Below are 24,738 nucleotides of genomic sequence, written 5' to 3'. Positions count from 1 at the left end.
GACCCTACTCCGCATAGGATGAATCGTAGACGGGGGCTTTCCATGCCCCCACGACTGAGAGGAGGTGCCTTTTGTCTATTTTTGACCAGCTTAAGGGCAAGGCCGCAGAACTGAAGGACAAGGCGGCTGGGTTGATTCACGAAAACTCGGACAAGATCGGTGGCGCCATCGACAACGCCGGCGACTTCATCGACGAAAAGACCGGTGGAAAGTTCTCCGAGCACGTCGACAAGGTTCAGGATGGCGCAAAGGGCCTCCTCAACAAGGATGAAGGCGACGGCGGCACGCCGACCGTCTAGGTTCCTGCCTGGCTTGCTAGGACTCTTGCCCTAGGCACGACAAACGGGTGCCGGTACCGCCGTGAGGCGGAACCGGCACCTGTTGTTTGCACGGAAAGAATTGAATTGACCTCCACCGCCACACCCAGCCCTCCACGGCGATCCGCACTTGCGCAGCCGATCATGGCCGGTCTTGTCACCGCATTGGTCGGATACACCTCGTCCTTTGCCGTGGTGCTGAGCGGGCTCAAGGCCGTCGGGGCGACGGACGCCCAGGCCGCCTCGGGACTTTTCGCCCTCACCATTGCACTGGCAATTTGTGCGGTCGGTCTGGCGTGGCTCACCAAGCGACCCATCACCACCGCCTGGTCGACCCCCGGTGCCGCGTTGCTGGCCGGGGCCGCCGCGGTGAACTTCGGTTGGAACGAGGCGGTTGGAGCCTTCATCATGACAGGCGTGCTGATTGCCGCCACCGGGGCCATCCCCTGGCTGGGCCGGCTCCTGGCCGCGATCCCGGTGCCACTGGCCCAGGCCATGCTGGCCGGCGTGCTGCTCAAGCTCTGCCTGGCGCCCTTTGTGGCGTTATCCACCATCCCGTTCCATGTCGCCCCGGTCATCGTGGTCTGGCTGGTCTTCCTGCGGCTGAGTCCGCGGTGGGCGGTTCCCGCCGCGATGGCCGCGGCATTGGGCATCGCAGGGTTTTCCATGGGACAGGCCAACGCTGCGGGAGTGATGGGCCAGTTGCTGCCGGGCCTCGAATTCACCGCACCGGCGTTCAGCCTCGAGGCGTTCACCGCAATCACCCTGCCGCTCTTCGTGGTCACGATGGCCTCGCAAAACGTTCCGGGCGTGGCGGTGCTGGCCAGCTTCAACTACGAAACGCCGTGGCGCGCCTCCATGCTGGCCACCGGAATCGGCAGCTCCGCGGCGGCGCTCTTTGGCGGGCATGCCATCAACCTTGCGACGATTTCCGCCGCCCTCGCCGCCGGGGACGAGGCAGGGGAAGACAGGTCCAGACGGTGGATCGCGGCGGTTTCCTCCGGCGGCTTCTACATCCTGCTCGGGTTGGCGTCGGCCGCAATCACCGCATTGGCCACCGCTAGCCCCGAGGGCCTGCTGGAGGCAGCTGCGGGCCTGGCTCTGTTGGGCACCCTGGGTGCCTCTGCCTCCTCCGCCCTGTCGGATCCCTCCAGCCGGATGAGTTCCCTGGTCGCATTCCTGATTGCCGGTTCGGGCCTGAGCTTCGCCGGGATCGGCGGGGCGTTTTGGGCTTTGGTCGCCGGCCTTGCCCTGCGCCTGCTCATCGAACGCAAACGCCACTGACCCTGCGCAGTAACAACCCCTGGGGCCGAAAACCGCGGTTCTTCCCCGGGGAATGCATGAAAAAGGCCGTGACGCCCGCCCCCGCTCCCCCTCAGGAACGAGGTGCTTGCGGGTGCAGGCCGACACGGCCTTCGTTCGTGGCGACTACAGCGCGCGTTCCCCGGTCTGGCCTTCGCGAGCCAGGGCGGTGAGGCGCGAGACCGCACGGAAGTACTTCTTCTGGTAGCCGCCGGCCATCATTTCCGCGGTGAACAGCTCGCTGAACGGCTTGCCGGAGGCAATGATCGGCACGTCCTTGTCGTACAGGCGATCGGCCAGCACGACGAAGCGCAGCGCCACCGCCTGCTCGGTGATCGTCTCGACGTTGTGCAGCACCAGCACGTCGGTCTCGGCCAGCAAGGCACGGTACCGGCTGGGGTGGACCTTGGACATGTGCCCGACCAGGTCCGCGAATTCGTCAACGGAGAAGGACTTGTCCCCGTAGCGCTCTACGGCGAACTCCTCGATGGAACCGTCCTCCAGGGGCACCGGGGCGTCGGGCAGGCCGCGGTGGCGGAAGTCAACGCCGTCCACGCGGTGCACGTCGAACTGTTCGGAGAGCACCTTGATCTCGCGCTGGAAGTCCACGGCGGCAAAGCGTCCCTCGCCCAGTGCGCCGGGAAGCGTGTTGGAGGTCGCTGCGATTTTCACGCCGGCATCGGAAAGCTCACGCATGAGGCGGGACATCAGCACGGTGTCCCCCGGGTCATCAAGCTCGAACTCGTCGATGCAGACCAGCGAGTAGGTGCTCAGGACCTCAACGGTCTGGCGGAAGGACAGCGCACCGACCAGGTTGGTGTACTCCACGAACGTGCCGAAGGCCTTGCGGCCGGGGGCCAGGTGCCACAGCGAGGCCAGCAGGTGCGTCTTGCCCACGCCGAATCCGCCGTCGAGGTACATGCCCGACTTCTCGACCTTCTTCTTGCCAAAGAGCTTGCCCAGGAAGCCGCCCTTGGAATTGCCGATGGTCGAGGCAAAGTGCCTGAGCTTGGTGACTGCCTCGGCCTGGGTGGGCCAGGCCGGGTCCGGCCGGTAGGTGTCGAAGGACACCTCGCCGAAGCGATATGACGGGTGGAAGCCGGCAAGCAGGTCGTCAATGGAGACCGTTGGGGTCCGTTGGGAAAGATGCGTAATCGTGGCCATACGGCGGAACGGTCCTTAAATCTTCGGATGGTGGTGTGCGTGCGCGGCGCAAAGACACGCCCCCGCCATTTTATGCCCAGACGTTCGGCAACCACTAAAGCGGGCAGCTCTGTCTCGCGGTGCCGTCCCGCGGTCCCTGGCGCCAAAGCCGACGCTTGGAGCGAAATATGGCGTCGAATGGCTTCGCATCGCCGCTGGCGGCGCCCCGGATCGCTAGGCTGGAAGCAACACCATTCCCCCGATTTTCTTGTTGCGAGGTCAATCCACCATGAGCCTTCCCATCGACTCCAATCCCTCATTCGCCGGCTACGCCCATCCCGAACGGCTGGTGTCCACCGACTGGCTGGCTGCCAACCTTTCCACCGAGGGCGTGGTCATTGTCGAGTCCAACGAAGACATCCTGCTCTACGCCACGGGCCACATCCCCGGCGCGGTGAAGGTCGACTGGCACACCGAGCTCAACGACGAAGACACCCGCGACTACGTCGACGGCGAGCGCTTCGCCGCGCTGATGGCGTCCAAGGGCATCGGCCGAGAGTCCACCGTGGTCATCTACGGGGACAAGTCCAACTGGTGGGCAGCCTACGCGCTGTGGGTCTTCACCCTCTTCGGCCACGAAGACGTCCGCCTGCTCGATGGCGGCCGCGACAAGTGGATCGCCGAGGGCCGCGAGACCACCCGCGAGAAGCCGGTCGTCGCGCCCACCAGCTACCCGGTCATCGACCGCGACGACACCGTCATCCGCGCGTTCCTGCCCCAGGTGCTGGAGCACTTCGGCAACCCCATGATCGATGTGCGCTCCACCGAGGAGTTCACCGGCGAGCGCACCCACATGCCGGCCTACCCGGAGGAGGGCACGCTGCGTGGCGGGCACATCCCGACGGCGGCATCCGTGCCCTGGGCGCGCGCCGCGGCCGAGGACGGCACATTCAAGTCCCGCGCAGAGCTCGAGGCAATCTATCTTGGCGAGGCAGGGCTGGCGGCGGGCGACGACATCATCACCTACTGCCGCATCGGCGAGCGCTCCAGCCACACCTGGTTTGCCCTGCAGTTCCTGCTCGGCTTCGAAAACGTGCGCAACTACGACGGCTCGTGGACCGAATGGGGCAACGCCGTGCGCGTCCCCATCGTGAAGGGCATCGAGCCCGGCGCCGTGCCCGCGGGATTCGGGGCGTAGCCACATGGGTGAAATGCCACCGGCCCTGGCCGAGATCGTCGAGGACTTCCAGTCCGTCACCGAGCCCGAGCGCCTGGAGATGCTGCTTGACTTCTCCGAGGAACTCCCCGAGCTCCCGGCACGCCTGGCCGAGCACCCGGACCTGCTGGAACAGGTCATGGAGTGCCAGACCCCGCTGTTCCTGAACATCGAGGTGGAGCCCGAAGGCGAGCACCGGGTCTCGCTGTTCTTCTCCGCTCCCCCGCAGGCGCCAACCACCCGCGGCTTCGCCTCGGTGCTCCACCAGGGGCTCGACGGGCTCCCCGCCGCCGCGGTGCTGGGCGTCCCCGACGACATGCCGCAGCTGCTGGGGTTGACCCGGGCCCTGACGCCGTTGCGTTTGCGCGGCATGAGTGCCATGCTTGCCCGTATCAAGCGACAGGTCAGCGAGCGGGTAGCCGCTGCCGGCTCATAGGCCGAAACCATCGAAGATGTTTGGGCGTCGGCACGTGCCGACGCCCAAACCCCGTTAATGGAGGATCCCGAAAGCCCATGTCCAAGAAAAAGAACACACATTCGACAGGCACACCGGCGACCACGCTGCTGGACCGCGAGTCAGTCCCCTACACGGTGCACTCCTACACCCACGACCCGGCCGAGGCCAACTACGGGATGGAAGCCGCCGAGGCCCTCGGGGTTCCCCCGGCCCGGGTGTTCAAGACGCTGCTGGTGTCCACCGGGGAACCGGGGCCCGCGGCGTTGGTGGTGGGCATCATTCCGGTCGACCGGTCACTGGACCTCAAGGCCATGGCCACGGCACTGGGCCTGAAGAAGGTGGAGATGGCCGACCCGGCGGTGGCCGAGCGCCGGACCGGATACGTGCTGGGCGGCATTTCACCGTTGGCCCAGCGCAACCGCTTGCGCACGCTCCTTGAGGCCAGCGCCCTGGCCCACGAGACCATCTATGTCTCCGGCGGGCACCGCGGGCTCGACCTGGAGCTGGCCCCGGCGGACCTGCAGCGGCTGACCGAGGCAGAGACGGCCCACATCTCCCACTAGTTCCCGGTGGCGGCGGCATCCCCCGGGCGCGGGGCATCGAGGACGCCCTGGACGAAGGCGGTGACCTCGGCCTCCCAGCGCTGCGGGTCGACGTTCCACTCCCGGGTGTGCCCTGCCCGGCTGAAGCGCCGCAGGCCCACCAATTGCGGGCTCAGCTCGGCGAGCTGTTCCGAGGGGCCGATGGGGACGAAGTCGTCGTCCTCGCTGTGCAGGATCAGGGTGGGCATGCGCAGCTGGTCGTGCCGCTCGACCCAGTTCAGGATCTTTAGGTCCAGGGGCGCCGCCAGCCCGGTCATCCAGCGTCCTGCCTTGTTGCCCAGCAGCCATTGGCCGAACTCGCCCACGGCCTCGGGGATGCGGTTGCGCTTGGCCTGGTGCGAGAGCACGTCGATCCAGTTGATCACCGGCCCGTCGAGCACCAGTGCGCCGATCCTGCGTGCGTGCCGCGACTTGTCGGCCACCTGCAGGGCAATGGCCCCGCCCATGGACCAGCCGAAGAGCAGGATTTCCTTCGCCCCCTGGTCAATTGCGTAGTCGATGGCCGCCTCGATGTCCGGCCATTCGGTGGCCCCCAGCCCGTAGCGCCCGTCGACCGCGGCCGGGGCCACCCCGTCGTTGCGGTAGGAGACCAGCAGCGCACTGAGCCCGAGCCGCTGCAGCGTCGGGACGGCACGCAGCCCCTCCTTGCGGTTGGCCCCGCGTCCATGGACGCAGATGGCCCAGGTGTCGGCCTCGGTCTCCCCCTCGATGAACCAGGCCGGGGCCATTCCGCCCATGATCGGGATCTCGACCTCGCTGTACTTCACGTCCAGGTCCTCGGGCGAGTCGTAAACGATTCCGGAAAGCCGTCCGCGGGCGGCGGCGGAAAGGTCGCCGAAGTAGACCTGCTCCACCGCCCGGGTCACGGTGCCGTCGCCCAGGCGGTAGCCCTTGGGTTCGCCCAGGCGCGCGTGCCCGGTGTCGGCGGAGAAGAACAGCGAGTAGCGTCCCGGGGCCGTGGAATCCTTGTTCGCGGACAGGATCACGTCCCGGCCCTCCTCGGTGGGCACCAGTGCCAGGATCTCCAGGCTCTGGTCCGGCTCCGCGTCGGGCGTCACCACGCGGCGGGCGAAATAGGCAGCCAGCGCCGAAACGCTGCCGGCAAACACCGATCCTGCCGCCGCGCCGACGCCGACGCCCAGCAGCGCCCAGCTCAGGCCCTTGCCAGCCGATCGTGCGCGCGGGGGCCTCGGGGAAAGTTGTTCCTTCATGCCTACCATCATTGCAAACAATGGCCACCACCTTGTGGTTTTGGCGGGCATGGGATTCCGGGCCCGTGTTGTGCCGGCAGCATTCGGGAATGAGCGCGCCCACACCGGTGTTGTGCGTTGTGTGAGTGAAATCCAGCCCCCAGAACAGTCCAACGCCCCCGCCACGCCGAGCGTCACCAAGAGCGATGAGCAGTGGCGCACCGAATTGACCCCGGAGGAATACCAGGTCCTGCGCAAGGCGGGGACCGAGCGTCCCTTCACCGGCGAGTACTGGGACACCACCACCGAGGGTGTCTACGAATGCCGCGCCTGCGGCCAGGAACTCTTTACCTCCAACGCCAAGTTCGATGCCAACTGCGGGTGGCCGTCCTTCTTCGCCCCGCTGGCCGAGGACCGGGTCCGGTACATCCGCGACTCCACGCTCGGCATGGTCCGCGTCGAGGTGCGCTGTGCCGCCTGCGATTCGCACCTGGGCCACGTCTTTGAGGGCGAGGGCTTCAAAACCCCCACCGACCAGCGCTATTGCATGAATTCGGTCTCGCTGCGGCTCAAGACCAGCTAGCCGGCGCCACGGTTTCGGGGCACCTTCCGGGGCCCCGGACGCCGAGCATTCCCCGCACGCATGCCTTGGTGCCCGCGGCAGGCCGCATGCAACAGCATTGCTGATGCTTACGCCGTTTTTCGATCAGCAACCATGACCCCTCAGTACGCTGGAAGCAAGCTAAGGTCCGCAGCATCCGCGCGGCGTGTCCGGCCGTACCGAAAGGGGTCTCCCACCATGTCACAGGCAACTCTTCCGAAGCCGCTGTCCAACTCAGAGCTCGTCAACTCCGCGCCGTGGGTGGCGCTGAAGGCCGCGGCCACCGAGTTCCAGGTTCTCCAGGGACAGGACGGCGCGGTTCCGGCGGAAGCCGACAAGGCGCGCGCCGCGGCATTGGCGGGGACCATCGCCGAATCACTGCACGCCCTGGCCCCGCAGTTCCCGCACGATGCGACCTACCTCGAGGGGCTGGTCTCGGACCTGGCCAAGTGGGAAGCCGCCGGGTTCGGCGTCCCCGATTTCCTTGACGCGCTGCAGGCCTTCGCGCCGCAGCTGGCGCGCGAGGACGGCCTGCGCCACCTGGTGCTCTTCCCGATGTACACGCAGAACGGATCCACCGACAGGCTGCTCGAGGCGGTGCTCGTCGAGGTCATCTGGCCCGAGTTCATCTCCGCGCTGGAGGCCGGGGACTACTCCAACAAGCTCTTTGTCCCGCTGCGCTTCCTGGACTTCACCCCCGGCTACGACACCAACTCCGCGGTGCTCTTCCCCGAATCGGTCGCCATCCGCGAAACCCCGCCCTTCACTTGGGGAGCCATCTTCCAGGACCGCGAGGCAGCCCGCTTCCGCAGCGTGCTGAAATCCGCCGCCCAGATCACCAACCTGGAGCTGCCGGCGGATGCCGCGGCAATGCTCGAGGACCAAAACCTCACCGAAGAGACCTTCGTGATGTGGGACCTCATCCACGACCGCACCCACATGCGCGGGGACCTGCCCTTCGACCCGTTCATGATCAAGCAGCGCATGCCCTACTTCCTCTACTCGCTCGAGGAGCTGCGCTGCGACCTCACCGCATTCCGTGAATGCGTGAAGATCCAGCACGACGCCTCGACGGATGCCACCACGGCCCACCGTGCGCTGCTGGTGCAGTACGCGGTGATCTTCGATCGGATCTTCCGCTTCGCCATGACCGGGACCCGCACCCGCAACTACGACGCCGTGGGCGGCCAGCTGCTCTTCGCCTGGATGCACCAGCACCACGTGCTGCACTGGACCGACACCAAGCTGTCCATCGACTGGGACCAGGTCCCCGCGGTGGTCTCGGCCCTGGGCGACGCCATCGACGAACTGTACTGGCGCTCGATCGACCGCCCGAAGCTCGCCCACTGGCTGGCCGCCTACGAGCTGGTCTCCGCGACCCTGACCCCGCACCCGGCCTCGGTGTGGGCCAAGGGCCCCGACGCGCTCCCGCTGACCTCTGCGCTGCGCGAGCTGACCAACCAGGTCCTCGACGACGAGTTCCCGCACTCGATGTTCTACGAGGCGCTGGCCAAGAAATTGCGCCCGGTCATCGAGTCCACCATCGGCATAACCGGCAACTCGTCCATCTGAGACACCTGCCGATCCGAGAAGCGAAGGCTAGAATCTGTTCCATGGCTGACCTCACTGACTTGAGAGTACTCATTGCCGGGGCGACCAGCGCCTCGGGCGTCGCGGCGGCGCACGCGCTGTGCGCGGCCGGCGCCACGGTGCTGGCCGCAGGTTCCGATGCGGAGCGGCTGGCCGAGCGCCTGCCCTTCGTGCACGGGCGCTACGAGGTCGACCTGGCCAATCACGCCGCGGTGACCGAGCTGCACCAGCTCATCGACACCGAGCGCGGGCCCATCGACGGGCTGCTGCACCTGGTCGGCGGCTGGCGCGGCGGCAAGGGCCTGGCCGGGCAGAGCGACGACGACGCAGAGTTCCTGCACACCCAGGTGGTCACCACGCTGCGCAACACCACCAGGGTCTTCCGCGACGACCTGGTGGCCTCGCGGCGCGGACGCGTCGCCATCGTCTCGGCCACCGCCGTGGACTCCCCCTCCGGTTCCAACGCCAACTACACCACGGCCAAGGCCGGGGCCGAGGCCTGGATGCGCTGCGTGGCCGCGGAGCTGCGCGCCGCGCAGTCGGGGAACAAGGCCAACCCGGTGCCGCAGCGTGCCGCCGCCGTCACCTGGGTCATCAAGGCGTTCACCGACGCCGCAACCCGCGCGGCGCACCCGGAGCGCGGCACCGACGGCTTCACCGACGTCGCCACCCTGGGCGCGGCGGCCATCGAGCTTTTCTCCGGCGATGCCGCGGCACTCAACGGCGCACGGATCCACCTGCCCACCCGCTGATTCCCATTCCCGCAACCCCCCTGTTAGGACGCAATGCCAGTGACTTCCTTGATCCACGACCCCTCGGTGCGCGGCTTCGCCTCGGACAACTACTCCGGGATCCATCCGGAGGTGCTTGCCGCCCTGGCCGAGGCCAACGGCGGGCACCAGGTCTCCTACGGCGAGGACCAATACACCGAGGAACTCGGACGCGTCATCGCCTCGCACTTCGGGGAAACCGCCACGATCTTCCCGGTGTTCAACGGCACCGGCGCCAACGTCACCGCCCTGCAGTCGCTGCTGCCGCGCTGGGGAGCCGTCATCTGCGCCGCCAGCGCCCACATCAACGTGGACGAGAACGGCGCCCCGGAGCGCATCGGCGGGATGAAGCTGCTCTCCGTGCCCACCGGCGACGGCAAGCTCACCCCCGAGCTCATCGACCTGGAGGCCTGGGGCTGGGGGGACGAGCACCGCGCCCAGCCGCTGGCCGTCTCACTGACCCAGTCCACCGAACTCGGCACCCTCTATACCCTCGATGAGCTGCGAGCCATCACGGAGCACGCCCACTCCCTGGGCATGCGCGTGCACATGGACGGCGCCCGGCTATCCAACGCCGCGGCAGCCCTGGGTGTGGGCCTGGGAGAAATGACCACCGGAACCGGGATCGACATCCTGTCCCTGGGCGGCACCAAGAACGGCATCATGTTCGGCGAAGGCATCGTGACCCTTGCGGAAGGGCCCGCCGAGTCGATGAAGTACCTGCGCAAGATGAACATGCAGCTGGCCTCCAAGATGCGCTTCATCTCCGCCCAGTTGCTGGCCCTCTACGGCTCGGATTTGTGGCTGCGCTCGGCCGCGCACGCCAACGCGATGGCAGCCCGGCTTTCGGCCGCCGTCCAGAAGACCGACGGCGTTCAGCTGGTCTACCCGACCCAGTCCAACGGCGTCTTCGCCTCCCTTCCCAACGCCGTGGCCGATGCGTTGCGCGAGCGCTTCCGCTTCTACGACTGGGACCGCGCCGCGGGCCAGGTGCGCTGGATGTGCTCCTTCGACACCACCGAGTCCGACGTCGATTCCTTCGTCGCCGCACTCACCGAGGAACTTGCCAAGCAGTAGATGGTTGCAGGCACGCCGGTGAGTAGGGGGCACAACGCCCTCCCGCTCCCCGGCGTGCCGCAAGCGGCCAAGCCATGGCCACACTTTAGACTCGCCATGTGAGTGCAAACGGACCAGTCCAAGCAGTGCCGCCGGCCTTCCTCGAAGCCCTGGCCGCGGTTCGCCGTGCCAGCTGCCGGCGCGAGATCCATCTCCAGGAGATCCCTGCCCCGGCCCGCCTGGCACCCTACGCCCTGGCCCTGTCCGCAGACGTGTACGAACGCACCCCGCGCAAGGCCCACGTGCCCGGCGCCAAGGCGGAAAATGCGGCGCCGGTGCACGCCGAGGAACTTGCCACCGGGCGCTTCGTGCTCCTGCACGACCCGGCCGGTTCCGCACTCTGGGACGGCACCTTCCGCATCGTGACCTACATCCGGGCCCGCATGGAATCGGAAATGGGCAACGACACCATGCTCGGCTCGGTCGCCTGGACCTGGCTGCTGGACGCGCTGAACGAATCCGGCGCCGACTACCGCGAGGCAGGCGGCACCGCCACCCGCGTGCTCTCGGAAAGCTACGGCACCCTGGAGCACCGCAGCGAGACCATCGACATCGAGCTGCGGGCCTCTTGGACCCCGGGCGACCACGACATCTCCACCCACCTCGAGGCCTGGGCCGACATGGTCTGCACCTTTGCCGGCCTGCCCCCGCTGCCCAGCGGTGTCACCGCGCTGCCGCACCGCAGGCTCTCCTAGAACCTTTGCGCCCGCGGCCCGGCACATCCGGCCCGGGCACAATCGGTACTAGAATCGTTAGACCATGACCCGTACCCACCACGCCACGAACCCCAGCCACAGCACCGTGACGGACGAACCGTCCGCGCCCTTGCAAGCCACGGAACCCGCCGAGTCGCCGCAGGAGGCTCCCCCGGAGCCCGTCTTGCTGGACATGCCGCGCGACGGTGTTCCCGAGGTCATCACCACCGAACCTGGCCTGCGGCGCGCCGCCCGCGCCATTGCCGCCGGCACCGGGCCGGTCTCCGTGGACGCGGAGCGGGCCTCCGGCTTCCGCTACGGCCAGCGCGCCTTCCTGGTCCAGTTGCGCCGCGAGGGTTCCGGCAGCTGGCTGATCGACCCCGTGCCCTTCGAGAACCTCGATCCGATCCAGGAGGCCATCGGCGACGAAACCTGGATCCTGCATGCCGCCTCCCAGGACCTGCCCTGCCTGCGCGAGCTGGGCATGGACCCGGCGCGGCTCTTCGACACCGAACTTGCCGCACGCATTGCCGGGTTGCCGCGCGTTGGCCTGGGCCCCGCCGTGGAGTCCCTGCTGGGGCTGCGCCTGGCCAAGGAGCATTCGGCCGCCGACTGGTCCACCCGCCCGCTGCCCGAGCCGTGGCTGCGCTACGCCGCCCTGGACGTGGAGGTCCTTGACCGGCTGCGCGAGGAACTGATCAAGATCCTGGAGGCCGACGGCAAGCTCGAGTTCGCCGAGGAGGAATTCGAGGCGGTGCGCAAGGCTCCCCCGGCGCCGCCCCGCACGGACCCGTGGCGCCGCACCTCCGGCCTGCACCAGATCCGCGACCGCCGGACCCTGGCAGCGGTGCGCGCCCTGTGGGAAACCCGCGAGTCCCTGGCCCAGACCCGGGACGTGGCCCCGGGCCGCCTGATCCCGGACTCCGCGCTGGTCGCCGCGGCCAAGGCCATGCCCAAGAGTGTTCCCGCACTGCTGAAGACCCCCGGTTTCCACGGCCGCTCGGCTTCCAAGGACGCCCCCAAGTGGCTGCGCGCCCTGCAGGACGCCGCGGCGACCAGCGACCTGCCGCCCAACCAGGTGCCCTCGAACTCGCCTCCACTGCCCAAGGTCTGGGCCGACAAGGACCCGGTGGCCGCCGCGCGGCTGCAGACCGCCCGCGCCCGGGTGGCCCGCACCGCCGAGGCCATGAACATCCCCACGGAGAACCTGCTCACCCCCGACACGCTGCGCCGGCTGTGTTGGACCCCGCCGGCGGAGATCGACCCCGACACCGTGTCGGCGGCCCTGCGGGCGCTGGGTGCGCGTGAATGGCAGATCGGCCTGGTGGGCCCGGTGCTCACCGTGGCGTTGCTGGACCCGGACGCGTTGGCCAAGCGCTGATGAATCGCCGGGCAGGTTTTTTCCGATATCGGGAAGAACCTGCCCGGCTATTTCCTTTCCCGGGTGCGCGTCGCTTGCACTCTAAGTTACTCACCAGTAGCGTATGGGGTGGATCACATCCCCATCCCGATCACAAGGAGTACCGGTGAGCCCCCAGCCAGTGAACACGCGCAACGCGCGGCTTCTCCGCGACGTCGTCTTCGTCGACGGCGTCCGCACCCCCTTCGGCAAGGCCGGAGAGAAGGGCATCTACCACGGCACGCGCGCCGACGACCTCGTCGTCAAGTGCATCCGCGACCTGATGCGCCGCAACCCCTCGCTCCCCGCAGCCAGGATCGACGAGGTCGCGATCGCCGCCACCACGCAGACCGGGGACCAGGGCCTGACCATCGGACGCACCGCCGCGCTGCTGGCCGGCCTGCCCCAGTCGGTCCCCGGATTCGCCATCGATCGCATGTGCGCCGGTGCCATGACCGCGGTGACCTCCACCGCCGGCTCCATCGCCTTCGGCGCCTACGACGTGGTCATCGCCGGCGGCGTCGAGCACATGGGCAACCACCCGATGGGCGCAGGCGCCGACCCGAACCCCCGTTTCCTCTCCGAACGCATCGTTGACCCGGCAGCCCTGAACATGGGGAACACCGCAGAGAACCTGCATGACAGGTTCCCGGCGATCACCAAGGAACGCGCCGACGCCTACGCGGTGGCCTCGCAGCAAAAACTTGCCGCCGCCTACACGGCAGGGGACATCCAGCCGGACCTGGTCCCGGTCGCGGCACGCCGCCCCGGCGAGGGCTTCAAGCTGCATACCAGCGACGAGCCTCCCCGCCCGGGCACCACGCTCGATTCCCTGGCCGAGTTGCGCACCCCCTTCCGCGCCCACGGCCGGGTCACCGCCGGCAACGCCGCGGGCCTGAACGACGGTGCCACCGCCGCGGTGCTGGCCAGCGCGCAGGCCGCGGAGGAACTGGGCCTGAGCGTGAAGATGCGCTTGGTCTCCTACGCCTTTGCCGGGGTCGAGCCCTCGGTCATGGGCATCGGCCCGGTCCCCGCCACCGAGAAGGCCCTGGCCCAGGCCGGACTTTCCATCGAGGACATCGGGCTCTTCGAAATCAACGAGGCCTTCGCCGTCCAGGTCCTTTCCTTCCTTGACCACTACGGGATCAAGGACACCGACACCCGGGTGAACCGCTACGGCGGCGCCATCGCCGTGGGCCACCCGCTGGCTTCCTCGGGCGTGCGCCTGATGAACCAGCTGGCCCGCCAGTTCGAGCAGGACCCCACCGTCCGCTACGGATTGACCACCATGTGCATCGGTCTGGGCATGGGCGGCACCGTGGTGTGGGAAAACCCGCACCACGCCGACTTCGGAAAGGATGCCTAAGGCCATGAGCCAGAGCACCATTGAAAGCTTCGCCTCCCTCGCCTCGCTGGTCCCCCACGAGATCATCACCCATTCCCTCGTCGAAGACGTCATGTTGCCCGGTGGGGCGAAGCTGGCGCTGCTGACCCTGGACAACGGCTTCGACCACACCAAGCCCACCACCCTGGGCCCCAACACCCTGCTGGAACTGCATGCAACACTTTCGGCCCAGAAGCAGCGCGCCGCGGCCGGCGAGATCCACGCCCTGGCCATCACGGGAAAGCCCCACTACCTGGTCGCCGGCGCCGACCTCAACGGCGTCAAGTCGCTGGCCTCCCCGGAAAACGGCGCAGCCATGGCGAGACTGGGCCACGCAGCCTATGACCTGCTGGCCGACCTCGGGGTCCCCACCTTCGCGTTCATCAACGGCGTGGCCCTGGGCGGCGGGCTGGAAATCGCCCTGGCCTGTACCTACCGCACCGTCTCCACCGGAGCCAACGGCATCGGCCTGCCCGAGGCCTTCATCGGGCTGGTCCCGGGCTGGGGCGGGGTCTACCGGCTCCCGCGGCTGACCGGGCCCGAGGCCGCCATGACGGTCATGATCGAAAACCCGCTGAACAACAACCGCTCGCTGGACGGAACCGCCGCCGCCAAGCTCGGGATTGCCGACGAGTTGTTCGAGCCGGCGGATTTCCTGGAGCAATCCCTGCTCTGGGCCGATTCCGTGCTCGGCGGCACGAGGACCGTGCAGCGCCCGAATGCCGTGGAGCCGAATGGCAACCCCGAGGTCGCCGCACGCTGGGCCGCAGCAGCCGCCAAGGCCCGCGCCTTCGTGGAATCCAAGACCTCCAACGCGGCTCCGGCACCGGCCAAGGTCCTGGAGATCTTTGAGGCCGGCGCCTCCATCACGCAAAAGGAATCCGCCGCACTGGAAATCGCGGCACTGACCGAGCTGATGCAGACCAACGCCTTCCACAACACCGTCTACGCATTCCTTGACCTGGTCCAGAAGCGCGCCAAGCGCCCCGCCGGCGCCCCGGATGCCAAGCTGGCACGGCCCGTGACCAAGGTCGGCGTGGTCGGCGCCGGACTCATGGCCGGCCAGCTGGCGCTGCTCTTCGCCAAGAACCTCAAGGTTCCGGTGGTCATCACCGACATCGACGCCGCACGGGTTCACAAGGGCCTGGCATACATCCACGGCGAGGTCGACAAGCAGCTGGCCAAGGGCCGCATCTCCACCGACGCAGCAAACCGCACCAAGGCCCTGGTCACCGGCTCGGTGTCCAAGGAGGCCTTCGCGGATGCCGACTTCGTCATCGAGGCCGTCTTCGAGGAACTTGCGGTCAAGAAGCAGGTCTTTGCCGAGGTCGAGGCCGTGGTGAGCGAGGAGTGCATCCTGGCCACCAACACCTCCTCGCTGTCGGTCACCGAGATGGGCAGGGACCTGGCGCACCCCGAACGCCTGGTGGGCTTCCACTTCATCAACCTGGTCGCACAGATGCCGCTGCTGGAGAGCGTGCGCGCCGAGGAAACCAACGACGTCGCCCTGGCCACCGCCTTTGCCGTGGGCAGGGCGCTGCGCAAGACCAGCGTGCTGGTCAAGGACGAGGCAGCCTTCGTGGTGAACCGGATCCTGCTGCGCCTGATGGGCGAGATCGCCAACGCCTTTGACGACGGCACCGACGCGGCCGTCGCCGATGGCGCACTGCGGCCCATGGGGCTGCCGATGACCCCGTTCACGCTGCTGGCAATGGTCGGGATCCCGGTCGCGCACCACGTCTCCGAGTCGCTGCACGCAGCCTTCGGCGAGCGCTTCCGGGTCTCGGGCAACCAGCAGGTGCTCATCTCCCACGGCATCAAGTCACTCTGGGCGCCCACCGAGGCCGGCGGCGCGGAAATCCCGACCGCCACCCTTGGCCTGCTGGAGTTCGGGAACAACCCGAGCACCGCCGGCGAACTGCTGGTGCGCACCCAGGACGCCCTGGCCCAGGAGATCGGGCTGATGCTCGCCGAGGGCGTGGTTGCCGGTCCCGAGGACATCGACCTGTGCATGATCATGGGTGCCGGCTGGCCGATGCACCTGGGCGGCATCACTCCGTACCTCGACCAGGTGGGGGCCTCCGAGCGGGTCAACGGCAGGAAGTTCCACCAGGACTGAGGCCGGCCCCGGAAGGTGAAAGGGCGCGGCCGAAAGATTCATGCTGCGCATCCATCGACCTTGGCGCGATTGTGCGCGACACTTTGGGTATGAAACAAATGATCACTCTTTTGCCCACCCGCAGAAGTGTCATTGAGGCCTCGCTGGTGGCCGGTGCCGCGGTGACCTTGGTGTCATGCGGGTCCGGAGACAAGGCCCAGGATCTCCCCGGAGCCAGCGGCACTGCCCACGACGCCGCGGACCTGGCCAAGCTGCCGGTGAAGGGCACCGCCTCGGTGACGGTCGACGGACGCGGCTACCTGCTCTACCGCCCCGACGAGGCAACTGTCCTTGCCTACACCTCCGTGTGCACGCACCAGGGCTGCAAGGTCGGCACCGGCAGCGGCGAGATCTTCGAGTGTCCCTGCCACGGCTCCAAGTACTCGAAAGTCGATGGCTCGGTGACCCAGGGCCCCGCCAAGAAATCGCTGGCGCGATTTGCCGCCGCGATCGAGGGCGACAAGGTCCAGATCTACCTCTGACCGGGTGTCCGGGCGCCGGCGCCACCACCTCACGGTTGTAAGTGACATCGCACGGCCCCCTCGGTCCTGCCTGCGTGGGCGCATGGAATGATGGGAAGCATGAGTTCGCTTTCCTCCCCCAGCACGCGCCGCGCCTTCGTCGGCACCACCATGGCCGCCGGCGCCACCTTGGCCCTGGCCGCCTGCGGCGACGGTTCCTCCGCGGCACCGAACAACGTGCCTTCCGCCCCTCCTGAGCCCGTCGGCGAGGGCACCGTCGTGGCGACAACCGCGGAATTGGCCGTGGGCACGCGCCTGGCGGTTTCCGCAGTGCGCACGCAGGGAGAGACGGCGGGCCAGGAGGCAGGTTTCCTGCTCTTTCGCCCGAACAAGAAAACCGTGCTGGCCTACACGGCGATATGCACCCACCAGGGGTGTTCCGTGGGCGCGAAGTCGCCCAACGGCGAGGCTTTCTACTGCTCCTGCCACGGTTCCTACTTCCAGCCCGAGGACGGCAAGGCAGTCGCCGGTCCGGCCCGCGGCGCGCTGGAACGCTTCGCCGCCGAGATCAAGGGCGATGAGGTCCTGATCTTTATCTAGGCGGAGCCTTCACGCGACCCGGCGACAGCCGGAGACCCGGTGCTACGCATCAAAGCCGCGGGTCATGAACCCGACGGTTCGCTCATCGAGCCCGGATAGCGAGAGCCAGCCGGCGTCGCTGGGGGCTCCGGGCACCCCGAACGCGGCGAGGCCCGTGCCCCAGCGGGTGCACACCAGCTCGTTGTCCTCGGTGACCCAGTAGGTGGCAATCAACAACCCGTCGGCCCAGGCCTCAAAGCGCCGGGTCGAAAGGGTGGTGCCCAACGGGATGGACAGCTCCTCGGGCGGGCCGACCCGCTGGATCCGCGCATTGGGTTCCGCGGTGCGTTGGGTGACGGGGTCCTGCCAATCGTGGCCCTCCTCGTTCAGGCGCCAATACGCCATCTGGTTTTCGGGGTCCTCGATGGCCCGCATCAACATGAGGATGTCGGCAAAGCTCGGCATGGAGTCCACGGGGGCACCCTGGGTTTCCCGGCGCATGAGCCGCGCCTGGTCCATGTTCCGGTCCCGGAACCAGCTCAGGTCCCAGCTGTTGGCGGCCGGATCCAGGCGCACCCGCGACTCGGCCCGGTAAGGTTCGACACCGTCCTCAACCAGGACGCGGGTCAGCAAGACATTCGATTCCAGGTTCCGGTAGAGCACCCCGATTCGCTGCTGGTCGCGAATCAGCACATCCCACCGCTCAAAATCCTTCGGCATGTTTCTCCTGGGCTCGTTGGCCCCCAAGAAATCCCACCCTACCGGGCCGGACGATGGGCACACCGCCATGGGGTGACTCGCGCACCGGATTTCGGCCCTATGCCCGGGTGGCCCCTGCCGCTTCCATGCGGTGCACGCGGTGCGCGGTGGCGGCCATGAACGCCTCGTCGTGGGTGGCGAGCAGCACCGCCCCGCCCCGGTCCAACACGGCCCCGAGCGCCGCCTGCAGCCGGGCCAACCCGTCCGCGTCCAGCGCCTCGGTCGGCTCGTCGAGCAACAGCACTTGAGGCTCGCGCACCAGCACCGTGGCCAGGGCGACGAGCCGGCGGGCGGAGGCAGGCAATTCGTAGGGGTGGGTCTCCGCATGAGCGTCCAGCCCGAGCGAAGCCAACACCGCAGGGACCCGGGTCCTCTCCGGGCCGCGCCGCGGCAGGCCGAAGGCAACCTCGCGGCGGACGGTCCGCTCGAAGAGCTGGTCGGAGGGGTTCTGCAGCAGCAGCCCCACTGCCCCGCCGGCGCTGGTTCGATTCCAGACCCTTCCGGCGCCGGGGCGCAGCAGGCCGGCGGCGGCCTTGAGCACGGTGGTCTTGCCTGACCCGTTCGCCCCGGCGAGCGCGATGCATTCACCTGCCTTCACCCGCAGGTCCAGGCCGGCCACGACAGGGTCGGCGTAGCCGGGGTAACCGAGATCGGCCCCCGCGAATTCGAGCAGGACCGCAGCGTCGGTCCGCGGGATCCGGTGAGTTGCGGGTGCCTTCGGCATCGCGCCCGCCGCCTCAGCGGTGTCTGCCGGGTGGCAGCTGCCCCCGCGCAGGAACAGCACCCGGTCCGCGCCGGCCGCGAGCTGGTCCAGGGAACGGGTGAGCAGCACCAGCGCGGCACCGCCGGTGCGCAGCCGACCCACCAGGGCAGCCACGTGGGCTGCCGCCGCAGAGTCAAGGCCTGCCAGCGGCTCGTCCAGGACCAGCACGCCAGGCGCGTCCAGGGCGAGCGCCGCCAGCGCCACGAGGCGCTCCTGCCCACCTGAGAGCTTGGCCGGATTGCGGGGCAGCAAGGCGTGCAGCCCCAGCCGGTCCGCGAGCGCGGCGATCCGCTCCCGCATCTGCGCGCGCGGCACCCCGATGTTCTCAAGTCCGAGGGCCAGCTCCTCCTCAACGGTTTCGCGCACCCCGGAGAGGTAGTGGCGGGCATCCTGGGGCAGCATCCCGACCTGGCGGGCCCACCCCACCGGATCGATGCGCGGGCCGGTCCCGATGGTGTGGCGGATCGTTTCACCGGCGAGGCGAAGCGTTGCCTCCAGCTCGTCGCCGTCATGCCGCGGCAGCATCCCTGCAAGCACGGCTCCGAGCGTGGACTTGCCCGACCCGGAGTCCCCCACGATCACCGTCAGCGATCCGGGAGCCAGGGACAGGTTGATTCCGCCCAGCGTGTCGCCGCCGGCCCCGGAATAGCGGAAGCGCTCCAATTCCAGCCCGAGCACCGCATTGTCCCTCGCGCTCATGCCAGCTCCATCCAGGCCGGGGCCAGGACGGCCAGCGGTCCCAGGACGACGCAGACCAGCGCAACCCGGCGCAGCCGGCGCTGGATGGCCGAATCCGGCACGGTCCGCAACCGGGTGTGCGGCCCCGCGGCGGGAAAGCCGCGCGCGGCCAGGTGCGCCGAACGGTCGGCGGCGTCCTGCAGGGCGGAGAGCACCAGCGGCACCGAGCGCAGGCGCACGCGCCGCCACCAGCCCAGGAGCCCGGCACCGGTGGCTGCCCCGCGCAGCGCCTGCGCCTCGCCGATGGCCCGCTGCCGCTGCGCCAGGGTCGGCAGCATGAACAGGGTGGCCGCCACCAGGTAGCCCAGTTGCGGCGGGGCGCCGGAGAGGTCGACCGCGGCAACCAGGTCGTGGCGGTCGATGAGCAGCGTGCAGAGCAGCCCGGCGACCACCAGGACCGCGGTGCGCAGCCCCAGTTCCACGGCAAGCTGCAGCCCCTCGACGGTGATCCGCAGCGGGCCTGCCGCGGCCAGCACCTGGCTTCCGGTGCGATCGACCAACCCGTGGATCAGCAGCTGGGAGCCCCAGGCGGGTGCCAGGATGGCCGCAGCGAGCCCGGTGAGCCTACGGGCGCGGCGGGCCCACACCGCCAGCAGCAGGCACCCCAACAGCACCGTGCAGCTAAGCCACCAACGGCCGGCTGCCGTGGTGGTGGCCACGACTGCCGCCGCGAGGGCGAGCACGGTGAAGGGATGCAGCGGCGCGGTGCGGGGCATTGGCGCTCCTAGCGGGAGCCGCGGCGGCCGAGCACCCGGTAGCGGCGCACGAAGGCGAAGCCTGCGGTCAGCCGCCCGGGCAGTGCGTAGATGAGCAGTGCGGCGAGCAGGAAGACGATGGCCTTGTCCCCCGGATCGGAGATCAACGCCTGCTTGGTCACTGCCCCCAGCAACGAGTCGCCCATCGAGCGGAATGCGGCGACCAGGGCTCCGGTGCCAACCCCGGAGGTCCCGCCGAAGACGAAGGCGGCAACAGGTGCCGACACCACGCCCACCAGGATCCCGGCGAAGAGTCCTGCAACCGGGGCCAGGTAGGGGCGGCGCAGCGCGCCGAAGCGGGCGGCGGTGCCGGCCAGGAAGCCGACAAGTGCGGCGCCCGCGGCGAAGGGCAGCACTGTCGGGTTGAACAGGGACCAGATGAGCGTGCCGAGCACGCCGGTGGCGGCGCCTGCCCGGCGTCCGGCCAGGAAGCCGACCAGCACGGTGCCCAGCGAGTCCAGGTAGAGCGGGACCATCACGGAGCCGACGAACTGGCCCAGCACGATGTTCAGCGCCAGCGCCACGGGGATCAGGGTGAGCGTGGAGACCGGCAGCTCGGGCAACACGGCTGCCAGCAGCAGGAGCGCGGCGACCAGGTAGGCGGCGAAGGTGGCCAGGGCGACGCCCTGGCCGAGGCCGTCGGTGAGGCCTGCAGGCTGGGTGAGGACCAGTGCGGTGTAGGTGCCAAGGAGCAGGAGCACTCCGGCGGCGACCATCAGGCGCCGGCGCAGCGTGTGCGCGGTCGCGGTTTCGGGCAGGGTCAGGTTCGGTGACATGGGGGAAATTCCTTGGGTGCGGGTGGGCACCGCCGGGGGATGCCGGTGGCGCCGGGAAGCGGGAACAGGGCCTGATGTCACCTCGGCCCGGTCACCGATTCTAGCCGATGCCGTCGGTGGCCGGGAGGCTCAGGGTGCCGGCGGCAGCGCCCTGGCCAGGGTGCCGAGGCGGTCAACGAGCTCGGCGAACCCGGCCTCCGGGTCATTCCAGGAGACCACGTGGGCGTTTGCTGGCTTCCCCCAGAGCGAGCGGAAGTCCGCCACGGTGGTTCCGAACAGGAGCGGGGAACCGGTTTCGACATCCACGGTCGCCGGGCGGCTGCGGTATTCCACGGTGCCGGCGGCGATCCCGGCGGCAAAGAAGTCGTGCACGTGGGCGATGTAGCCCTGGTCGTATTCGCGGTGGAATTCGAAGTAGAAGCGCAGCGCGTCGGAAAGGTAGCGCACCAGCGGGTTCGAGGCGCGGCTGCGCGTTCCCTCCGGGTCCCCGGCGAGCACGTTCTCCGGGTCCGCGCAGCCCGCCGCCTCGGCCAGGTCGGTGAGCAGGGCCGGCTGCATCTCGAAGCGCTCGGTGGTGTCCAGCGAGCACACGATCGGCAGCCTGTCGGCATCCAGCCCGGCCGCGGCGGCCGCGGTGTAGGCGGCGTAGACCTCGGCGGCGGCGTGCGGGTCCACGTGCGTGTTCCACTCAGCGGTCGGGGTGGTGTTTCCCTGGTGGTAGAAGGCCCCGCCCATGATCACCACCCGGCCCAGCAGCCAGGGCAGCTTCGGTTCGCGGCGCAGCGCGAGCGCGAAGTTGGTCAGCGGGGCGCTCAGCAGCGCTGTCAGTTCCCCGGGGTGGGCGCGGGCGGCCTGAATCCAGAAATCGACGGCGTCGTCCTGCCCCGCGTCCGCGGGCCCCGGGTCCGCGGGCCCCGGGTCCGCGGGCCCCGGGTCAGGCAGCGTGGCGTAGCCGACGCCCTGTGGGCCGTGGGTTTCCGGGGTGGTGACCAGCGGGACACACAGCGGTTCCCGCGCCCCGATGAGCACCGGCACCTGCGGCTGCCCGCACAGCGCCAGCAGCGCCCGGTTGTTCGCTGCAACCTGGTCGGCGTCGACGTTGCCGGGAGAGCACGTGACCGCCACGATCTGAACGTGCGGGCAGGCGGCCAGGTAGGCCAGGGCGAGGGCGTCGTCGATCCCGGTGTCGTTGTCCAGCAGGATCCGGGTGCGGGGCATCGCCATCGCCTAGAAGAGCGCGATCTTGGGCACCGCGGGGAAGATCGCCTCCAGCTCGGCCAGGTCCTCCGGACCCGGCTTCCAGGAAACGGCGCACGCGTTCTCCTCGATCTGTTCGGGGCGGGTTGCCCCGGCAATGACGCTGGCCACCGCGGGTTGGGCGGCCAGCCAGGAGAACGCGACCTCGAGCTCGGTGAATCCGCGTTCGCGGGCGAAGTCGGAGAAGCTGCGCAGTTGGTCGAAGTCGACCGTGTCCATCAGGTGCCGCCGCGCGTGCGTCAGCCGCGAGCCCTCCGGGGCGCTGCCGCCGGAGTACTTGCCGGTCAGCAGGCCGTTGGCCAGCGGGAAATACGGCAACAGGCCCAGGGAGTACGCCCGGGCCGCGGGTGCAACCTCGAGCTCCGCACGCCTGTCCAGCAGGTTGTAGTGGTTCTGCGTGGAGACGAAGCGTGCCCCGCCCTGGGCGCGGGCGGTGAACTCGGCCTCGGCGATCTGCCACCCGGCGCGGTTCGAGTGCCCGATGTAGCGCACCTTGCCGGCGGCCACCAGATCATCGAGCGCCGACAGCGTCTCGGCAATGGGGGTCAGCGGGTCCGGGGTGTGGAATTGGTAGAGGTCGATGTGGTCGGTGCCGAGCCTGCGCAACGACGCCTCCACGGCCCGGATAATGTAGCGGCGCGAGCCGCGGGCGCCGAAGTCGTTGCCGTTGGCGCCGCTCATGTCCATGCCGAACTTGGTGCCGATCACGACCTCGTCGCGCCGCTCCCCCAGCGCCTTGCCGAGCATCGTCTCGGAAAGCCCCGGCTCCTTGCCGTAGGTGTCGGCGACGTCGAAGAATGTGATTCCGGACTCAAGGGCGGCATTGATGACGGCGTCGGTCCCGGCCTGGTCCTCGGTGGCGGTGCCTGCCCGGCCCAGGTTGTTGCACCCCAGCCCCACTGCCGAAACCACCAGTCCGGAGGCTCCCAATCGTCGGTATTCCATGGCGCCCATGCGCATTAGTCCTTTCACCGGTGGTCACTGGCCGACCCCCTCGCGCGTGCGGGAAGGATCTGGCGGCGGGCCGCTGTGCCCGCCTAAGCATTCAAGCATGCACCACGGAGGGTGGCACAGTGTGTCGCGGCCGAGGCGGCGTGGGTTCACGGGAAACGCCCATGAACCCTTAAGATGGGGGTTATGTCTAAAGTCCTCACCTCCCTGCCCGTTGGCGAACGCGTAGGTATCGCGTTCTCCGGTGGCCTTGATACTTCCGTCGCCGTTGCCTGGATGCGTGAAAAGGGTGCCATCCCTTACACGTACACCGGAGACCTCGGCCAATACGATGAGCCGAACATCGATGCCGTTCCCGGCCGCGCCCTGGAATACGGTGCAGAGGCCGCCCGCCTGGTCGATTGCAAGCCTGCCCTGGTCGAAGAGGGCTTCGTTGCCCTGGCCTGCGGCGCCTTCCACATCCGCTCCGGCGGAAAGGCCTACTTCAACACCACCCCGCTGGGCCGTGCCGTGACAGGCACCCTGCTGGTGCGTGCCATGCGCGAAGACGGCGTGGACGTGTGGGGCGATGGTTCGACCTACAAGGGCAACGACATCGAGCGCTTCTACCGCTACGGCCTGCTCTCGAACCCGAAGCTGCGCATCTACAAGCCGTGGCTTGACCCTGCATTCGTCCAGGAACTGGGCGGACGCTCGGAGATGAGCGAATGGCTCGTCGAGCGCAACTTCCCGTACCGCGACTCGGCCGAAAAGGCCTACTCCACCGACGCCAACATCTGGGGTGCCACCCACGAGGCCAAGACCCTCGAACTGCTGAACACCTCCCTGGAATCGGTCGAACCGATCATGGGCGTTCGCTACTGGGACGAGTCGGTCGAAGTCAAGACCGAAGACGTTTCCGTGACCTTCGAGGCCGGCCGCCCGGTCGCCATCAACGGCGTGGTCTTCACCGACGCCGTTGCCCTGGTTGACGAAGCCAACAAGATCGGTGGCCGCCACGGTCTGGGCATGAGCGACCAGATCGAGAACCGCATCATCGAAGCCAAGTCCCGCGGCATCTACGAAGCCCCGGCCATGGCCTTGCTGCACATCACCTACGAGCGTCTGTTGAACGCCATCCACAACGAAGACACCGTGGCCAACTACCATGCAGAAGGCCGCCGTTTGGGTCGCCTGATGTACGAAGGCCGCTGGCTGGACCCGCAGGCACTGATGCTGCGCGAGTCCCTGCAGCGCTGGGTTGGCTCCGCCGTCACCGGTACCGTCACCGTGCGCCTGCGCCGCGGCGACGACTACACCGTGCTCGACACCGTGGGCCCGAACCTCAGCTACCACCCGGACAAGCTGTCCATGGAGCGCGTTGGCGACTCCGCCTTCGGCCCGCTGGACCGCATTGGCCAGCTGACCATGCGCAACCTGGACATCGCCGATTCCCGCTCGCGCCTGGAGCAGTACGCTGCCCAGGGCCTGCTCGGCGAGAAAACCGTGAAGCTGGTCGGCGAGCTCGAAAACGGCGGCGCGTCAGCGATCGTCGATGCCGAGGCAGTCAACGCCGATGACCTGGCCGGCGACCGCGCCCTTGAGCGTGCTGCCTTTGATTCGGGCACAGACTAGAAATGCATCACCGGCGGCCATTTGAGGCCGCCACAGCGGGCGGGGTCATTTTTGCCGAGAAATCGGCAAAAGGGGCCCCGCCCGCTGTGTTTGCCCCCCCGCCGGGGGGGCCCCCCCCTGGTGGGGGAACGCCGTGTCCCGAGAA

Annotated in this window: 24 protein-coding genes; 16 read left to right on the top strand and 8 right to left on the bottom strand. The window is 68.6% G+C overall.

Going from position 1 to position 24,738, the window contains the following annotated elements:
- Positions 1 to 71: 71 nt before the first annotated feature.
- Both ACLQ7E_RS12595 and ACLQ7E_RS12590 read left to right on the top strand, forming a co-directional pair.
- Positions 72 to 299, top strand: coding sequence for an antitoxin (locus ACLQ7E_RS12595; protein WP_411732919.1), 228 nt, complete (start codon positions 72 to 74; stop codon positions 297 to 299).
- A 105-nt stretch (positions 300 to 404) separates the two neighbouring features.
- The gene (locus ACLQ7E_RS12590) at positions 405 to 1,601 is read left to right on the top strand and encodes a benzoate/H(+) symporter BenE family transporter (protein WP_411732918.1); all 1,197 of its coding nucleotides are present in this window, start codon (positions 405 to 407) and stop codon (positions 1,599 to 1,601) included.
- Between the two features lie 144 nt (positions 1,602 to 1,745).
- On the opposite strand, the gene zapE is transcribed toward ACLQ7E_RS12590, so the two are convergent.
- On the bottom strand, positions 1,746 to 2,783 hold the full coding sequence (gene zapE, locus ACLQ7E_RS12585) for a cell division protein ZapE (protein ID WP_411732917.1): 1,038 nt from the start codon (positions 2,781 to 2,783) through the stop codon (positions 1,746 to 1,748).
- A 268-nt stretch (positions 2,784 to 3,051) separates the two neighbouring features.
- Here zapE and ACLQ7E_RS12580 point away from each other — a divergent pair, with 268 nt between their 5' ends.
- The 3 genes from ACLQ7E_RS12580 to ybaK all read left to right on the top strand — a co-directional run bounded on the left by ACLQ7E_RS12580 (position 3,052) and on the right by ybaK (position 4,998).
- Entirely contained in the window at positions 3,052 to 3,960 is a 909-nt protein-coding gene (locus ACLQ7E_RS12580) for a sulfurtransferase (protein ID WP_411732916.1), read from the top strand.
- Between the two features lie 13 nt (positions 3,961 to 3,973).
- Positions 3,974 to 4,414: a SufE family protein gene (locus tag ACLQ7E_RS12575; RefSeq protein ID WP_411732975.1), complete on the top strand. Its 441-nt coding sequence runs from the start codon at positions 3,974 to 3,976 to the stop codon at positions 4,412 to 4,414.
- A 77-nt stretch (positions 4,415 to 4,491) separates the two neighbouring features.
- Complete coding sequence (ybaK, locus tag ACLQ7E_RS12570) at positions 4,492 to 4,998, top strand: Cys-tRNA(Pro) deacylase (RefSeq protein WP_411732915.1); 507 nt, start codon at positions 4,492 to 4,494, stop codon at positions 4,996 to 4,998.
- Here ybaK and ACLQ7E_RS12565 read toward each other — a convergent pair.
- On the bottom strand, positions 4,995 to 6,248 hold the full coding sequence (locus ACLQ7E_RS12565; protein WP_411732914.1) for an alpha/beta hydrolase: 1,254 nt from the start codon (positions 6,246 to 6,248) through the stop codon (positions 4,995 to 4,997). The genes ybaK and ACLQ7E_RS12565 overlap by 4 nt on opposite strands.
- Positions 6,249 to 6,378: 130 nt before the next feature.
- Between ACLQ7E_RS12565 and msrB the strand changes: the two genes are divergently transcribed.
- The 10 genes from msrB (at position 6,379) to ACLQ7E_RS12515 (ending at position 17,001) form a co-directional block, all read left to right on the top strand.
- A complete protein-coding gene (msrB, locus tag ACLQ7E_RS12560; protein WP_411732974.1) occupies positions 6,379 to 6,810 on the top strand; it encodes a peptide-methionine (R)-S-oxide reductase MsrB in 432 nt (143 codons plus the stop codon).
- 216 nt (positions 6,811 to 7,026) lie between these two features.
- Complete coding sequence (locus ACLQ7E_RS12555; protein ID WP_411732913.1) at positions 7,027 to 8,400, top strand: DUF6421 family protein; 1,374 nt, start codon at positions 7,027 to 7,029, stop codon at positions 8,398 to 8,400.
- 41 nt (positions 8,401 to 8,441) lie between these two features.
- A complete protein-coding gene (locus ACLQ7E_RS12550) occupies positions 8,442 to 9,170 on the top strand; it encodes an SDR family NAD(P)-dependent oxidoreductase (protein WP_411732912.1) in 729 nt (242 codons plus the stop codon).
- A gap of 39 nt (positions 9,171 to 9,209) precedes the next feature.
- Positions 9,210 to 10,265 carry a threonine aldolase family protein gene (locus ACLQ7E_RS12545; protein WP_411732911.1) on the top strand — a complete coding sequence of 352 codons (1,056 nt, stop codon included), beginning with the start codon at positions 9,210 to 9,212 and terminating at the stop codon, positions 10,263 to 10,265.
- 98 nt (positions 10,266 to 10,363) lie between these two features.
- On the top strand, positions 10,364 to 10,999 hold the full coding sequence (locus ACLQ7E_RS12540; RefSeq protein WP_411732910.1) for a DUF3000 domain-containing protein: 636 nt from the start codon (positions 10,364 to 10,366) through the stop codon (positions 10,997 to 10,999).
- A 64-nt stretch (positions 11,000 to 11,063) separates the two neighbouring features.
- Positions 11,064 to 12,380: an HRDC domain-containing protein gene (locus tag ACLQ7E_RS12535; protein WP_411732909.1), complete on the top strand. Its 1,317-nt coding sequence runs from the start codon at positions 11,064 to 11,066 to the stop codon at positions 12,378 to 12,380.
- A gap of 145 nt (positions 12,381 to 12,525) precedes the next feature.
- Positions 12,526 to 13,764 (top strand): thiolase family protein, encoded by a 1,239-nt coding sequence (locus tag ACLQ7E_RS12530; protein WP_411732908.1) that lies wholly within the window; start codon positions 12,526 to 12,528, stop codon positions 13,762 to 13,764.
- 4 nt (positions 13,765 to 13,768) lie between these two features.
- Positions 13,769 to 15,901 (top strand): 3-hydroxyacyl-CoA dehydrogenase NAD-binding domain-containing protein, encoded by a 2,133-nt coding sequence (locus ACLQ7E_RS12525; RefSeq protein ID WP_411732907.1) that lies wholly within the window; start codon positions 13,769 to 13,771, stop codon positions 15,899 to 15,901.
- Positions 15,902 to 15,999: 98 nt separating this feature from the next.
- Positions 16,000 to 16,422 (top strand): ubiquinol-cytochrome c reductase iron-sulfur subunit, encoded by a 423-nt coding sequence (locus ACLQ7E_RS12520; protein WP_411732906.1) that lies wholly within the window; start codon positions 16,000 to 16,002, stop codon positions 16,420 to 16,422.
- Between the two features lie 99 nt (positions 16,423 to 16,521).
- The gene (locus tag ACLQ7E_RS12515; RefSeq protein WP_411732905.1) at positions 16,522 to 17,001 is read left to right on the top strand and encodes a Rieske (2Fe-2S) protein; all 480 of its coding nucleotides are present in this window, start codon (positions 16,522 to 16,524) and stop codon (positions 16,999 to 17,001) included.
- Positions 17,002 to 17,043: 42 nt separating this feature from the next.
- Here the strand turns inward: ACLQ7E_RS12515 and ACLQ7E_RS12510 are convergent, their stop codons facing one another.
- From ACLQ7E_RS12510 to ACLQ7E_RS12485, 6 genes are all read right to left on the bottom strand, one after another.
- Positions 17,044 to 17,700 (bottom strand): hypothetical protein, encoded by a 657-nt coding sequence (locus tag ACLQ7E_RS12510; protein ID WP_411732904.1) that lies wholly within the window; start codon positions 17,698 to 17,700, stop codon positions 17,044 to 17,046.
- Positions 17,701 to 17,797: 97 nt separating this feature from the next.
- Positions 17,798 to 19,201, bottom strand: a complete 1,404-nt coding sequence (locus ACLQ7E_RS12505; RefSeq protein WP_411732903.1) for an ABC transporter ATP-binding protein — start codon at positions 19,199 to 19,201, stop codon at positions 17,798 to 17,800.
- A complete protein-coding gene (locus tag ACLQ7E_RS12500; RefSeq protein WP_411732902.1) occupies positions 19,198 to 19,956 on the bottom strand; it encodes an energy-coupling factor transporter transmembrane component T family protein in 759 nt (252 codons plus the stop codon). Before ACLQ7E_RS12500 ends, ACLQ7E_RS12505 begins: the two co-directional genes overlap by 4 nt.
- Positions 19,957 to 19,964: 8 nt before the next feature.
- Positions 19,965 to 20,771, bottom strand: a complete 807-nt coding sequence (locus ACLQ7E_RS12495; RefSeq protein WP_411732901.1) for an ECF transporter S component — start codon at positions 20,769 to 20,771, stop codon at positions 19,965 to 19,967.
- Positions 20,772 to 20,900: 129 nt separating this feature from the next.
- Positions 20,901 to 21,995 (bottom strand): nucleoside hydrolase, encoded by a 1,095-nt coding sequence (locus tag ACLQ7E_RS12490; protein ID WP_411732900.1) that lies wholly within the window; start codon positions 21,993 to 21,995, stop codon positions 20,901 to 20,903.
- Positions 21,996 to 21,998: 3 nt separating this feature from the next.
- Entirely contained in the window at positions 21,999 to 22,973 is a 975-nt protein-coding gene (locus tag ACLQ7E_RS12485; protein WP_411732973.1) for an aldo/keto reductase, read from the bottom strand.
- Positions 22,974 to 23,165: 192 nt separating this feature from the next.
- On the opposite strand from ACLQ7E_RS12485, the gene argG reads away from it, so the two are divergent.
- The gene (argG, locus tag ACLQ7E_RS12480; protein ID WP_411732899.1) at positions 23,166 to 24,593 is read left to right on the top strand and encodes an argininosuccinate synthase; all 1,428 of its coding nucleotides are present in this window, start codon (positions 23,166 to 23,168) and stop codon (positions 24,591 to 24,593) included.
- Positions 24,594 to 24,738: the final 145 nt, after the last annotated feature.

It is taken from the genome of Paeniglutamicibacter sp. (assembly GCF_046714615.1).
Classification (GTDB): domain Bacteria; phylum Actinomycetota; class Actinomycetes; order Actinomycetales; family Micrococcaceae; genus Paeniglutamicibacter.
The sequence above is the reverse complement of the archived record's forward strand: the minus strand, read 5'-3'. Positions and strand labels throughout refer to the sequence as shown.